The organism is Pseudomonas sp. SCA2728.1_7 (genome assembly GCF_018138145.1).
GTDB classification, from domain to species: Bacteria; Pseudomonadota; Gammaproteobacteria; order Pseudomonadales; family Pseudomonadaceae; genus Aquipseudomonas; species Aquipseudomonas koreensis_A.
The window spans coordinates 2,983,856-2,998,450 of the sequence record NZ_CP073104.1; the positions used below are offsets into that span (position 1 = coordinate 2,983,856).

The 14,595-nt window shown below is 60.5% G+C and carries 11 protein-coding genes; all 11 read left to right on the forward strand.

Going from position 1 to position 14,595, the window contains the following annotated elements; genetic code table 11:
• The first annotated feature begins 2 nt into the window (after nt 1–2).
• The 11 genes from KBP52_RS13425 to KBP52_RS13475 all read left to right on the forward strand — a co-directional run bounded on the left by KBP52_RS13425 (nt 3) and on the right by KBP52_RS13475 (nt 14,584).
• Nucleotides 3–1,172: an alginate biosynthesis protein Alg44 gene (locus tag KBP52_RS13425; RefSeq protein ID WP_077571216.1), complete on the forward strand. Its 1,170-nt coding sequence runs from the start codon at nt 3–5 to the stop codon at nt 1,170–1,172.
• A gap of 9 nt (nt 1,173–1,181) precedes the next feature.
• Complete coding sequence (gene algK, locus KBP52_RS13430; RefSeq protein ID WP_282961197.1) at nt 1,182–2,690, forward strand: alginate biosynthesis TPR repeat lipoprotein AlgK; 1,509 nt, start codon at nt 1,182–1,184, stop codon at nt 2,688–2,690.
• Complete coding sequence (locus KBP52_RS13435; RefSeq protein ID WP_095119394.1) at nt 2,687–4,168, forward strand: alginate export family protein; 1,482 nt, start codon at nt 2,687–2,689, stop codon at nt 4,166–4,168. Before algK ends, KBP52_RS13435 begins: the two co-directional genes overlap by 4 nt.
• Before the next feature lie 26 nt (nt 4,169–4,194).
• Complete coding sequence (algG, locus tag KBP52_RS13440) at nt 4,195–5,781, forward strand: mannuronan 5-epimerase AlgG (RefSeq protein ID WP_116029538.1); 1,587 nt, start codon at nt 4,195–4,197, stop codon at nt 5,779–5,781.
• A 10-nt stretch (nt 5,782–5,791) separates the two neighbouring features.
• Nucleotides 5,792–7,252 (forward strand): alginate O-acetyltransferase, encoded by a 1,461-nt coding sequence (locus KBP52_RS13445; RefSeq protein ID WP_007914298.1) that lies wholly within the window; start codon nt 5,792–5,794, stop codon nt 7,250–7,252.
• Between the two features lie 8 nt (nt 7,253–7,260).
• On the forward strand, nt 7,261–8,385 hold the full coding sequence (locus KBP52_RS13450; RefSeq protein ID WP_212622928.1) for a mannuronate-specific alginate lyase: 1,125 nt from the start codon (nt 7,261–7,263) through the stop codon (nt 8,383–8,385).
• Nucleotides 8,386–8,765: 380 nt separating this feature from the next.
• On the forward strand, nt 8,766–10,331 hold the full coding sequence (locus KBP52_RS13455) for an MBOAT family protein (protein WP_212622929.1): 1,566 nt from the start codon (nt 8,766–8,768) through the stop codon (nt 10,329–10,331).
• Between the two features lie 10 nt (nt 10,332–10,341).
• Nucleotides 10,342–11,517, forward strand: coding sequence for an alginate O-acetyltransferase (locus tag KBP52_RS13460; RefSeq protein WP_212622930.1), 1,176 nt, complete (start codon nt 10,342–10,344; stop codon nt 11,515–11,517).
• A gap of 14 nt (nt 11,518–11,531) precedes the next feature.
• Complete coding sequence (locus KBP52_RS13465) at nt 11,532–12,188, forward strand: alginate O-acetyltransferase AlgF (RefSeq protein WP_007914291.1); 657 nt, start codon at nt 11,532–11,534, stop codon at nt 12,186–12,188.
• Between the two features lie 215 nt (nt 12,189–12,403).
• Complete coding sequence (locus KBP52_RS13470; RefSeq protein ID WP_077571209.1) at nt 12,404–13,855, forward strand: mannose-1-phosphate guanylyltransferase/mannose-6-phosphate isomerase; 1,452 nt, start codon at nt 12,404–12,406, stop codon at nt 13,853–13,855.
• Nucleotides 13,856–14,119: 264 nt separating this feature from the next.
• Entirely contained in the window at nt 14,120–14,584 is a 465-nt protein-coding gene (locus tag KBP52_RS13475) for a multidrug transporter (RefSeq protein WP_212622931.1), read from the forward strand.
• Nucleotides 14,585–14,595: the final 11 nt, after the last annotated feature.

Consider the following 14,595-nt stretch of genomic DNA (forward strand, 5'->3'; position numbering starts at 1 on the left):
CTATGAATACCGCCGTCAACGCCAACGTAGTGCATGAATCCGAAGCCCAGCGCCAACACGCCCGTGTGAAAATCCCGGCCAAACTGCGCTTCTTCGGTCCCGACCGGACCCCGGTAGAAGCGCGGGTGCTTGACCTGTCCGCCGGTGGTCTGGCGTTCAACGCCGGGCAGATGCCGCTGACCATCGGCGAGGTGTACAAGGCGCGTCTGCAATTCGTCATCGACAACCTCGGCCTGGCGATGGACGTTGAACTGCAAGTGCGTTCCTACGACCGCCAGACCGGCCGCGTCGGCTGCCAGTTCCAGAACCTCGAGCAGCAGGACATTTCCACCCTGCGCCACTTGATCACTTCGCACCTGGCCGGCGACATCGTCAGCATCGGCGAAGTGCTGGCGACCCTGCAGCGCGACAACTTCACCAAAGCGCGCAAGGTCAAGGACGGCGGCTCCGGCATGACCCCGTTCGGTCGCTTGAAGGCCGTGACCTTCAGCGCCGGCATCTTCGCGGTCGGCCTGGTCGCGGCGGGGTTCATTTTCAAATCGGTGTACGGCATGTACTTCGTCAGCCACGCGCAGGCCGGTCTGGTCAGCGTGCCGGGGATGAACATCACCATGCCGCGCGACGGCACCGTGCAGAGCCTGGTCAAGTCCGACGGCGTTGCGGCCAAAGGCGCGCCACTGGCGACCTTCAGCACCAGCATGCTCGACGTGCTCAAGGGTCATCTGGAAGAAGATCAATTGTCGCCGGCCAAGGTTGAAGAACTGTTCGGCAAGCAAATGACCGGCACCCTGACCTCGCCATGCGATTGCACCGTGGCCCAGCAACTGGTGGCGGACGGTCAGTACGCGAGCAAGGGTGACGTGATCTTCCAACTGGTACCGCGCAACACCCAGGCCACCGTTGATGCGCGCTTCTCCTATCGCCAGTTCGGCGACGTGCGTCCGGGCACCCCGGTGAGCTTCCAGATTGCCGGCGAAGACAAGACCCGCACTGGCAAGATCGTCAGCAGCACCAGCCTGAAGAGCGCCGACCTGTCCTCCGACATCCGCGTGCAGATCCAGCCTGACGAGCCGCTCGACAGCAGCCTCGCCGGCCGCCCGGTGGAAGTGAACAGCGACCGTGGCCCGAACCTGAACTGGCTGATCGACAAAGCCATGGCTGCCGGTCTTTAAGTCGAGGACATGCCTGTGACTACTCCACCCATCCTGAAAACACCGCGATCCCTGTGGGAGCTGGCCTGCCAGCGATTGGATCAGCGCGGTGTGTCTGATGTACCGCATCGCCTGCATCGCGAGCAGGCTCACTCCTACATGGGGACGGTGTGTGCCTTGGCATTGGCGGTCAGTCTGGCCGGTTGTGCCGGCCTGCCCGATCAGCGTCTGGCCAACGAAGCGCTCAAGCGTGGCGACACCGCCACCGCTGCGCAGAACTATCAGCAACTGGCCGATCTGGGTTACAGCGAAGCGCAAGTCGGCCTCGCCGATATCCAGGTCGACAGCCGCGACCCTGCGCAAATGAAACAGGCCGAGGCGACTTACCGTGCCGCCGCCAGTGTTTCGCCGCGTGCCCAAGCCCGTTTGGGCCGCCTGCTGGTGGCCAAACCGGGTTCCACCGAAGCCGAGCACCACGAAGCCGAAACCCTGTTGAAAAAAGCCGCCGCCAATGGCGAAGGCAACACGTTGATCCCGCTGGCGATGCTCTATCTGCAATACCCGCACAGCTTCCCCAACATCAACGCGCAGCAGCAGATCGATCAGTGGCGCAAATCCGGTTACCCGGAAGCGGGTCTGGCGCAGGTGCTGCTGTATCGCACTCAGGGCACCTACGACCAGCACCTGGATGACGTGGAAAAAATCTGCAAAGCCGCGCTCAACACCACCGACATCTGCTACGTCGAACTGGCCACGGTTTATCAGAAACGTGCCCAGCCAGAACAGCAAGCCGAGCTGATCAAGCAGATGCAGGCCGGTTACAGCCGTGGCACCGTCACCGCGCAGCGCGTCGATTCCGTCGCCCGTGTCCTGGCCGATTCGACCCTGGGCAAGACCGACGAGAAAACCGCGCAGTCGCTGCTGGAGCCGATCGCTCCGGGCTACCCGGCGTCGTGGGTGACCCTCGCACAACTGCTTTACGACTACCCGGAACTGGGCGACGTCGATCAGATGATGAAGTACCTCGACAACGGCCGCGCCGCCGACCAGCCGCGCGCCGAGCTGTTGCTGGGCAAGCTCTACTACGAAGGCAAAATGGTCCCGGCCGACGCCAAAGTCGCCGAAGAACATTTCCAGAAAGCCGTTGGCCGTGAAGTCGCCGCCGACTACTACCTCGGCCAGATCTATCGCCGTGGCTACCTCGGCAAGGTCTACCCGCAGAAGGCTCTCGACCACTTGCTGACCGCTGCGCGCAACGGCCAGAACAGCGCCGACTTCGCCATCGCGCAACTGTTCTCCCAAGGCAAGGGCACCAAACCCGACCCGCTCAACGCCTACGTGTTCAGCCAATTGGCCAAGGCACAAAACACTCCGCAAGCCGATGAGCTGGCGACCACCCTCGCCGCGCAACTGCCGCCCGAGCGTCTGGCCGAAGCGCAACGTCTGCTGCAACAAGAGCAAGCCAGCCGTGGCGCTCTGAACCCGAACACGCTGCAACTGCACGCCCTGCAAGAAGAAGACGGCGAGGAAAAATTATGAAGTTGAATCCATTCGTGAAGGCCGGCATTGGCCTTTCGTTCGCGCTGATCTGGTCTTGCCCGACACTGGCCGCGATGACTGAAACCAAGAACTTCGGCCTCGAAGTGAAAGTCACCGGCCAGTCCGAAGACGACCGTGACCTCGGCACCGCCAGCGGCGGCGACGTCAACGGTGTCGGCCTCGACCTGCGTCCGTGGATCTATGGTGAAAGCGGCGCGTGGAGCGCCTACGCCATGGGCCAGGCCGTGACCTCGACCGACATCATCGAAACCGACACCCTGCAACAATCCGACGGCGAACAAGCCACCGACAACAGTGATCGCAAAACCAAGAAAAACTACCTGGCGATGCGCGAGTTCTGGGTCGGTTACAGCGGCCTCACCCCGTACCCGGGCGAGATGCTCAAATTCGGTCGCCAGCGTCTACGCAATGACGATGGCCAATGGCGCGACACCAACATCGAAGCGCTGAACTGGACCTTCGACACCACCCTGTTGCGTGCCAACGCCGGTGTTGCCGAACGCTTCAGCGAATACCGCACCGACCTCAAAGAGCTGGCGCCGAAAGACAAGGATCGCTTGCACGCCTACGCCGACGCCGCTTACCAGTGGACGCCGGGCAACTGGGTCGGCATTCGCGGTCATCACACCCACGATGACGGCAAACTCGATTACGCCGAACCGGGCGTCCCGCGCGACTCGCTGGACAAGACCGAGAACGGCGACATCAGCTGGATCGGCCTGACCGCTGACAGCGACGCCTACAACTGGCGCAACACCAACACCGTCAACTACTGGGGCAGCATCACCGGCATGAGCGGTGACCGCGACACGGTCAACGCGCTGAACGCCGATGGTTCGCGCCCGGCGCAAGCCAAGCGCAGCGATGACGTCAACGGCTGGGCCACCGACATCGGTGTGCGCCTGCGCCTCGATCCGCAATGGCAAGTCGGCGGTGCCTATGCCCGTGCCAGCGCCGATTACGAGCAGACCGGTCTGGAGAGCAACCGCTCCAACTACACCGGTACGCGCTCGCGTGTGCACCGTTTCGGCGAAGCGTTCCGTGGCGAAATGAACAACATGCAGACCGCGACCCTGTTCGGTTCGTGGATGGTCAACGACGAGTACGACGCCAGCCTGATCTACCACAAGTTCTGGCGTGTCGACGGCAACAAGCCGGTGGGCAGCAACGGTATCAACGCCGTGGAAAACAACACCGACGACGCCACCGGCGCGATCCTCTCCAGCACCTCGCTGCCGCTTGAAGACGGCAACAAGGATCTGGGTCAGGAGATGGACCTGGTCGTCACCAAGTACTTCAAGCAAGGCCTGTTGCCGGCGGCGTTGAGCCAGTCGATCGACGAGCCTTCGGCCCTGGTGCGCTTCCGTGGCGGTGTGTTCAAACCGGGCGATGCCTACGGCAAGCAGGTTGATTCGTACATGCACCGCGCGTTCATCGACGTGATCTGGCGCTTCTGATGCAAACCGCCAAGGGAGTGCCCGACATGATCAGCACCAGGATAGGCTCACTCAGCCTGCTGGCCGGCGCGATGCTGCTGGCCAGCGCTGGCGCCTTCGCCAACGTGGAGCCGACGGTGCCACAACCGGCCAAGCCGGCCACCATGGCTAAAGAACTGCAACAAGCCAAGACCTACACCGTCAGCAGCGCGCCGACCGAAGCGCTGAATCTGGCCGCGCCGAAACTGCCGGACATTTCCGGCTACACCGCCGAAGCCGCCGCCGCGAAGATCAACCGCAGCAAAGCGGGCAAGATCAGCGTGCGCCGGATGATGCAGGAAGATGCGCTGAAGGACTTTATCGGCGGCGACAACAAGATGGCCGAATGGGTGGTGCGTCAGCACGGTATCCCGCAGGCGATCTTCGTCGATGACGGCTACATGAACCTCAAGGATCTGGCGCAGAAACTGCCCAAGCAGTATTTCAGCGAGACCGCGCCGGGCGTGTACCTGTCGAAGCTGCCGATCGTGGTTGGCCGTAAAGGCATCCTCGAAATCGACGGCCAGACCCAGGAACTGCGCCTGTCGCAAGAGGCCGGTGCGTTCATGGTCAACGACGGCCAGCTGTTCGTGCGTGACACCAAAGTCACCGGCTGGCGCGAAAAGGAAAACGGCCCGGCGACCTTCCGTTCGCCGAAGGAATTCCGTCCGTTCCTGCTCGCCTGGGGTGGCACCGAGACCTACATCGTCAACAGCAAGATGGCCAGTTTCGGCTACGCCAACAGTAAGTCGTACGGCGTGAGTATTTCCCAGTACACGCCGAACATGGCCAAGGTCCTCAAGCGTCCTGAACCGACTGGCTGGATCGTCGGCTCCGAGTTCTCCGACATGTGGTACGGCTTCTACTGCTACGAGACCCGCGACTTTGTGGTCAAGGGCAACACCTACAAAGACAATATCGTTTACGGCATCGACCCGCACGACCGTTCCCACGGTCTGATCATTGCCGAGAACACCGTGCACGGCACGAAGAAGAAGCACGGGATCATTATTTCCCGTGAGGTCAACGACAGCTTCATCTTCAACAACAAGAGCTTCGACAACCACCTCTCGGGCCTGGTGATTGACCGGAACAGCGTCAACAACATCATTGCCTACAACGAGATCTACAAGAACCACACCGACGGCATCACCCTCTACGAGTCTGCCGACAACCTGCTGTGGGGCAACAAGGTCATCAGCAACAAGCGCCACGGCATCCGCATTCGTAACAGCGTGAACATCCGCCTCTACGAAAACGTTGCCATGGCCAACGGTTTGACCGGCGTCTACGGCCACATCAAAGACCTCACCGACACCGACCGTGACATCAAGCTCGACCCGTTCGATGCGCAGGTGTCGCTGATCGTCGTTGGCGGTGAACTGGCGGCCAACGGCAGCGGCCCGCTGTCGATCGATTCACCGTTGAGTGTCGAGCTGTATCGCGTGTCGATGCTGGCGCCGACCAAATCCAGCGGCATCAGCTTCAACGGCATCCTCGGCGAGCGCCAGGATGAAATTCTCGACCTGCTGGTGCGCCAGCAGAAAGCCGTGCTGATCGACCCTGTCGAACGCCAGACCGAAATGCGGGACTGAGGATAATTTTATGCACCCACACTTGATCAGATTACTCAGCCTGTCGGCCCTGACCGTGGGCATTCTCGCGGCCAGCAACGGCGCCCGCGCCGATGAAGGCGCCGCTGCCACGCCGCCAAAATTCAGCGCCGAACCGTGCTGCAACCTGTGCCCGGCCGCCCATGACGCGAAGAACTACACCACGCGTTATCAGCAGAACTTCACCACGTTGGTGCAGGCTCAGGGCGACTGGTTGTTCCGGACTCAGGAAGATTTGCGCACCGAGTTCAACACCACCCCGGCCGGCTACAAACGCCTGCAACAACTGCACGATGCGTTCAAGGCCAAAGGCGTTGAGCTGGTGATCGTCTATCAGCCAACCCGTGGCCTGGTGAACCGCAACAAGCTCAACCCGCAGGAAAAAGCCGCGTTCGATTACGAGAAAGCGCTGGGCAACTACAAGACCATGCTCGGCCGTTTTGCCAAGATGGGTTACGTGGTGCCGGACCTGTCGCCGCTGACCAACGAGTCGCTGCCGGACACCCTGCCCGCCCACGATTTCTACTTCCGTGGCGATCAGCACTGGACGCCATACGGTGCGCAGCGCACAGCGAAAATCGTCGCCGAGAAGGTCAAGCAGATCCCGGCCTTCGCCGACATTCCCAAGCGTGAATTCGAGACCAAGCGCTCCGGGCGCATGGGCAAGACCGGCACCCTGCACAACATGGCCGGGCAACTCTGTGGCACCAGTTACGCGATCCAGTACATGGATCAATTCACCACCGAGCCTAAGGGCGAAGCGGGTGACGGCGACCTGTTCGGTGATTCCGGCAACCCGCAAATTACCCTCGTCGGTACTTCGCACAGCGGCAAGAACTACAACTTCGCCGGCTTCCTCGAAGAAGCCATTGGCGCCGACATTCTCAACGTCGCCTTCCCCGGCGGTGGTCTGGAAGGTTCGATGTTGCAGTACCTCGGCAGCGACGAATTCCAGAAGACTCCGCCGAAAATTCTCATCTGGGAATTCTCGCCGCTGTACCGCCTCGATCAGGAAACCATCTATCGCCAGATGATGTCTCTTCTCGACAACGGCTGCGAAGGCAAAGACGCGCAAATGTCCGCGAGCACTACGCTCAAGCCGGGCAGCAAACAAGAACTGCTGGTCAACAGCAAGAACCTGAACCTGCAGAACAGCAGCCATCAGGTCGACATCCGCTTCGCCGACCCTTCGGTGAAAACCCTGCAAGCCACCCTCTGGTACATGAACGGTCGCCACGAGGACATCAAGATCGAGAAACCGGAAACCTCCGACACCGACGGTCGTTTCGCCTTTGAGTTGCGCACGGACGAAGACTGGGCCTCGCAAAACCTGCTGGCGGTCGAAGTCCAGGGCCCGGAAGCGGGCACCGCGCCACAGAAAGTCGAAGCGAAAATCTGCAAACGCAACGTATTCCCGGGCGCTGGGCAACAAACCGCTCAGGTCGGGCAATGAGGTCTGCTATGCGAAACTCGAAACTGAAAACTCTGTTAGCGCCAACGCTGCTCGGACTGGCGATGTTCGCCGGGGCGACTCAGGCCGCCGCGCCACTGCGTCCACCTCAGGGCTATTTCGCCCCTGTGGATAAATTCAAGACCGGTGACAAAAGCGAAGGCTGCGATGCGATGCCGACGCCGTATACCGGGCCGCTGCAATTTCGCAGTAAATACGAAGGTTCGGACAAGGCCCGCGCGACGCTGAACGTGCAGTCGGAAAAGGCCTTTCGCGACACCACCAAAGACATCACCACGCTGGAACGCGGCACCGCCAAACGGGTGATGCAGTTCATGCGCGACGGTCGCCCGGAGCAGCTCGATTGCACGCTGAACTGGCTGACCGCGTGGGCCAAGGCCGACGCGTTGATGTCGAAAGACTTCAACCACACCGGCAAGTCGATGCGCAAATGGGCGCTGGGCAGCATGGCCTCTTCGTACATTCGCCTGAAGTTCTCCGACTCGCACCCGCTGGCGCAGCATCAGCAGGAAGCGCAGTTGATCGAGGCGTGGTTCAGCAAAATGGCCGATCAGGTGGTCAGCGACTGGGACAACCTGCCGCTGGAAAAAACCAACAACCACTCGTACTGGGCTGCATGGTCGGTGATGGCGACGTCGGTCGCGACCAACCGCCGTGACCTGTTTGACTGGGCGGTGAAGGAATACAAGGTTGGCGTCAATCAAGTCGATGCCGACGGCTTCCTGCCGAACGAACTCAAGCGCCAGCAACGCGCCCTCGCCTATCACAACTACGCCCTGCCGCCGCTGGCGATGATTGCCAGTTTTGCTCAGGTCAACGGGGTTGATTTGCGTCAGGAAAACAATGGCGCGCTGAAACGTCTGGGTGATCGGGTGTTGTCAGGGGTGAAAGACCCGGATGAATTCGAGAAGAAGAACGGCAAAGAGCAGGACATGACCGATCTGAAAGAGGACATGAAATTCGCCTGGCTCGAACCGTTCTGCACGCTCTATACCTGCCCGCCTGATGTGATCGAGAAGAAGCACGGCATGCAGCCGTTCAAGACTTTCCGCCTGGGTGGCGACCTGACCAAGGTCTACGACCCGTCCCATGAAAAGGGCAACAAAGGCTCATAAAGCAAAAGCCCCTCACCCTAACCCTCTCCCGGAGGGAGAGGGGACTGACCGAGGTGGCTGTGCGAGTTACGCCGAAATGAAATACCGAGTCGGTCTCAGGCGTTGAAAAACAACCGAGATCAGGCTGCACAGAAATACCGAGTCGATCTCAGGCTTTGAAAAAACCGAGATCAGGCTCCAAGGAAATACCGAGTCGATCTCCATTTTTGAAAAACATGGAGATCAGGCTCCCTCTCCCTCCGGGAGAGGGCGGGGGGTGAGGGAAAGATTTCAAGGCCCTGCACGACCCTGACAGAAACACCGTTTCACCCCTCCACTACCACGGGGGGTTTGGGGGGGCTTTGGCCCTTGACTGTTGGTTCAAACATGGAGAGATCGGGATGGTATTTTCATCCAACGTGTTCCTGTTTCTGTTCTTGCCGATCTTTCTCGGCTTGTACTACTTGAGCGGGCAACGCTATCGCAACCTGCTGCTGCTGATCGCCAGCTACGTGTTCTATGCCTGGTGGCGTGTGGACTTCCTCGCGCTGTTCGCCGCCGTCACATTGTGGAACTACTGGATCGGCCTCAAAGTCGGTGCCGCCGGTGTGCGGACTAAACCGGCGCAGCGCTGGCTGTTGCTCGGCGTAGCAGTCGACCTGTGCATCCTCGGCTACTTCAAGTACGCCAACTTCGGCGTCGACAGCATCAACGCGATGATGACGTCGGTCGGTCTGGAGCCGTTCATCCTCACCCACGTGTTGTTGCCGATCGGGATCTCGTTCTACATCTTCGAATCGATCAGCTACATCATCGACGTGTATCGCGGCGACACCCCGGCCACGCGCAACCTGATCGACTTCGCGGCGTTCGTGGCGATCTTCCCGCACTTGATTGCCGGCCCGGTTCTGCGTTTCCGCGACCTCGCCGATCAGTTCAACAACCGCACGCACACCCTCGACAAGTTCTCCGAGGGCTGCACGCGGTTCATGCAGGGTTTCATCAAGAAGGTCTTCATCGCCGACACCCTCGCGGTGGTCGCTGACCATTGCTTCGCCCTGCAAAACCCGACTACCGGTGATGCCTGGCTCGGCGCGCTGGCGTACACCGCGCAGCTGTATTTCGACTTCTCCGGTTACAGCGACATGGCCATCGGTCTGGGCTTGATGATGGGTTTCCGTTTCATGGAGAACTTCAAACAGCCGTACATCAGCCAGTCGATCACCGAGTTCTGGCGTCGCTGGCACATCAGCCTGTCGACCTGGCTGCGTGACTATCTGTACATCACCCTCGGCGGTAACCGTAAAGGCACGCTGATGACCTATCGCAACCTGTTCCTGACCATGCTCCTCGGTGGTCTGTGGCACGGCGCGAACATCACCTACATCGTCTGGGGCGCCTGGCACGGCATGTGGCTGGCGATTGAGAAAGCGCTGGGCCTGAACACCTCGCCGCGCAGCCTCAACCCGATCCGCTGGGCGCTGACCTTCCTGCTCGTGGTGATGGGCTGGGTGATCTTCCGTGCCGAGAACCTGCACGTTGCCGGGCGTATGTACGGCGCGATGTTCAGCTTCGGCGACTGGTCGCTGTCGGAACTCAATCAGGCCAGCCTCACCGGCCTGCAAGTGGCGACTCTGGTCGTGGCGTACGTGACGCTGGCCTTCTTCGGTCTGCGCGATCTGTACACCAACCAGCCGCCGGCCAAAACCAAACCTGAAGTCAACGTCGAGGCCAACGGCCCTGCCACCGCGACCCCGGGAATGATCAAGGCCGCGCCTGGCGAAAACCCGGCGAGCATCCACGAACCTGGCTACACCGTCGGCGTCGAAGCCCAGGTGCAACCGGCCTACTGGAGCGTGGACTGGTCGCGCTACGTGATGCGCGGCTTGATCCTGCTGCTGTTCATCGCCTCGATTCTCAAACTTTCGGCGCAAAGCTTCTCGCCGTTCCTTTACTTCCAGTTCTGAGGGATCTGACATGACCCGCTCATTACGCATCTTCTACATCGCCCTGTTCCTGGTGACCCTGTTGGTCCTCGGTGTGTGGTCAGTTCGCAGCTTCTTCGGCTTCAGCACCAACGCCGACGCGACGGTGCTCAACGGCCGCTGGACCAAGGCTGTGGAAACTCATTACGACGATGAATTCCCGATCAAGCGTCTGGGCACCAATCTCTGGGCCGCGCTGGATTTCAAACTGTTCAACGAAGGTCGTCCGGGCGTGGTGCTCGGTCGCGATCAGTGGTTGTACAGCGATGAGGAATTCAACCCGATCGTCAACGAAGAGCTGAACCTGCAAGGCAACTACGCGCTGGTCGAAGGCGTACGCCAGACCCTCAAAGAGAAAGGCGTGAAACTGGTGATGGCGATCGTGCCGGCCAAGGTTCGTTTGTACCCGGAGCATCTGGGTGAAGTGAAACCGGCGAGCATTCACGAAAATCTCTATCAGGATTTCCACCAGCGCGTGGCGGCCGACAAGATCCTCGCCCCTGACCTGCTCAAGCCTTTCCAACAGGCCAAGCAGAACGGTCAGCAAGTGTTCCTGCGCACCGACACCCACTGGACGCCGGAAGGCGCCGAGATTGCCGCGAACACCCTGGCGAAAACCATCGCCGACAAGTTCCCGCTCAGCGGCGAGCCGCAGCGCTTCGTTACCACGCCAGCGGAGAAGGTCACGCACAAGGGCGATCTGCGTCTGTTCCTGCCGCTCGATCCGCTGTTCGAAAACCTGATGCCGGCGCAAGAGCCGCTGCAAAAGCGCAACACCGTCGCGGCCGACGATCAGCCTGCCGGTGACGACGCGCTGTTCGCCAGCAATGAAGTGCCGGTGGCACTGGTCGGCACCAGCTACAGCGCCAACCCCAACTGGAACTTCGTCGGTGCGCTGAAACAAGCGCTGCACAGCGACGTGGTGAGCTACGCCGAAGACGGCCACGGCCCGATCCTGCCGATGCTCAGCTACCTGAAAAGCGATGACTTCAAGAACAGCCCGCCACAGGTGCTGATCTGGGAGTTTCCTGAACGTTATCTGCCTGTGAACAACGAAATCGGCGACGCCGACCCACAGTGGGTCGCAGAGCTTAAACAAGCCGGCGCGCGCCAACAAAACGTAGTTGTAAACACTAAATCCGAGACGCCCGATCGGGCGCAAAACTGAAAGAGAGGTACACCATGACTTTCACTACTACTCCTCGTCGTCTCGCTAAAAGCTTCGCTCTGGTTGCTGGCCTCAGCGTGCTTTCCGTGCCTGCCTTCGCCGGTGGCGACGCCGCGCTCTACGGCCCGACCGCACCGAAAGGCTCGACCTTTGTGCGTGTCTACAACGCCAGCAACGCAGAAGTCAGCGCGACTGTCGGCAGCACCAACCTGAGCGACGTTGCGCCACTGGCCAGCAGCGACTTCAGCTTCATGCCGGGCGGTGATTACAGCGCCAAAGTCGGCAGCCAGACCCTGCCGGTGAAACTCGCCGGTGACCACTACTACACCCTGGTCAACAACGCTTCCGGCGCGCCGCAACTGATCGAAGAGCCGCCGTTCAAGAACAAGCAGAAATCCCTGGTGCGCGTGCAGAACCTCAGCGACAAGCCGCTGACCCTGAAGACCGCCGACGGCAAGACCGACGTGGTGCCGAACGTGGCCGCCAAGGGCCGTGGCGAGCGTGAAATCAACCCGGTGAAAGTCAGCCTGGCGCTGTACGAAGGTGACAAGAAAGTCGGCGACGTCAAACCGGTCGCCCTGGAACGCGGTGAAGCCGCGGTGCTGTACGTCACCGGCAGCGGCAGCAGCCTGTCGCCAGTCTGGGTAAAACGCCCGGTATCGACTCGCTAACAAATTTTCCGAACTGACGCATTGCCCCATGTGGGAGCGAGCCTGCTCGCGAATACGGTCTGACATCCAACATCAATGTCGACTGATACGCCGCTTTCGCGAGCAGGCTCGCTCCCACCCTTGACCGGGTTGTCAGTTCGGATACGAGACAAAAACAAGAGTGAAACGACACAGCGTTCGTGCCTCTAACCAATCGATTTTATGGAGTAAACAATATGATTCCGGTGATCTTGTCAGGTGGTAGCGGTTCGCGTCTCTGGCCGCTTTCGCGTAAGCAGTTCCCTAAGCAATTCCTCGCCCTGACCGGCGAACACACACTGTTCCAGCAGACCCTCGAGCGCCTGGTGTTCGAAGGCATGGACACCCCGATCGTGGTCTGCAACAAGGATCACCGCTTCATCGTCAACGAGCAGTTGAGCAACCGCAATCTGGAATGCCAGCGCATCCTGATGGAACCGTTCGGCCGCAACACCGCGCCGGCCGTGGCGCTGACGGCGATGATGCTGGTCAATGAAGGTCGTGACGAGTTGATGCTGGTGCTGCCGGCCGACCACGTGCTGGAAGACCAGAAAGCCCTGCAACGCGCACTGGCCCTGGCCACCGTCGCCGCCGAAAATGGCGAAATGGTCCTGTTCGGCGTACCGGCGACCAAACCGGAAACCGGTTATGGCTACATCAAATCCACCGGCGATTCGCTGCTGCCCGAAGGCGTCAGCCGCGTTTCGCACTTCGTCGAAAAACCTGACGTCAAACGTGCCACCGAGTACGTCGAATCCGGCGGTTACTACTGGAACAGCGGCATGTTCCTGTTCCGCGCCAGCCGCTTCCTCGAAGAACTGAAAAAGCACGATCCGGACATCTACGACACCTGCCTGCTGACCCTCGAACGCAGCCAGCAAGACGCCGACACCATCACCTTCGACGAAGCCACTTTCGCCTGCTGCCCGGACAACTCCATCGACTACTCCGTCATGGAAAAAACCCAGCGCGCCTGCGTCGTGCCGTTGACCGCTGGCTGGAGCGATGTCGGTTGCTGGTCGTCGCTGTGGGAAGTCAACGAGAAGGACGCCAACGGCAACGTCACCAAAGGCGATGTGGTGATTCAGGACAGCAAGAACTGCATGATCCACGGCAACGGCAAACTGGTGTCGGTGATCGGTCTGGAAAACATTGTGGTGGTCGAGACCAAAGACGCCATGATGATCGCCCACAAAGACAAGGTTCAGGGCGTCAAGCAGATGGTCAACACGCTCAACGAGCAGGGCCGCAGCGAAACCCAGAACCACTGCGAAGTCTATCGTCCGTGGGGCTCGTACGACTCGGTCGACATGGGCGGGCGTTTCCAGGTCAAGCACATCTCGGTGAAACCGGGCGCGTGCCTGTCGCTGCAGATGCACCACCACCGCGCCGAACACTGGATCGTGGTCAGCGGCACCGCCGAAGTGACCTGCGATGAAAACGTGTTCCTGCTCTGCGAAAACCAGTCGACCTACATCCCGATCGCTTCGGTGCACCGCCTGCGCAACCCGGGCAAGATCCCGCTGGAAATCATCGAAGTGCAATCGGGCAGCTACCTGGGTGAAGACGATATCGAACGCTTCGAAGATATCTACGGCCGCTCCACCCCGATCGAACGTGGCGTGTCGGTGAAGACCATCGCGCAATAACGTTCAGTAGAACAAGAAGCCCCCGTCCAGCCCACTGCGTCCCCTATCCGCAGCGGGTTGGGCGGGGGCTTTTTTTGTTCGAACTCTGTGTCGTCTGAACTGGCCCCTTCGCGAGCAGGCTCGCTCCCACATTTGAAATGCATTTCCTGTGGGAGCGAGCCTGCTCGCGAAGAGGCCCGGTCAGACACCGCAAGTCCCGATGCCCATCGCCAACCTCACCTACGCTTAGGTAGGATGACCCTCTCTCTCCTCGAGGTTGTGCGCATGTTCATCGGCATTCTGCTGGTCATTACCTGGTTGATCCTGCTGTTGCGCTACCCGGCCAAGGCCTTGCCGGTCTCGGTGGCGGCGGCGATTGGCCTGGGCTTTGTGGCCATGTGGGTGGTGTGGCTGGACAACCGCGAGATCAAGCAACTGGCGCGCCTTGAGATGCGTATCGCTTACGCCCCGGAACAATGCCCGGCCGATCGTCCGCTGCAACTGAAAATGAAAAACGCCAACGACGTGCCCCTCACCGAGCTACGCTGGCGCATTGCAGCCTATGCGCCGGGCGACACGGTGAATCTGGCCGACAACCAATACACCGCGCCACGCTATCGCGGCCCTGGCGAACTGCAAGCCGGCGGCGAATGGGAAGACTGTCTGCCGATGCCGCCGCTGCGCCCCGGTTATCGCCCGCAAACCCTGGAGTTTAGCGCCGAGCGATTGCAAGGCAGTTTCTCCGACTGATCCCCTTCCCC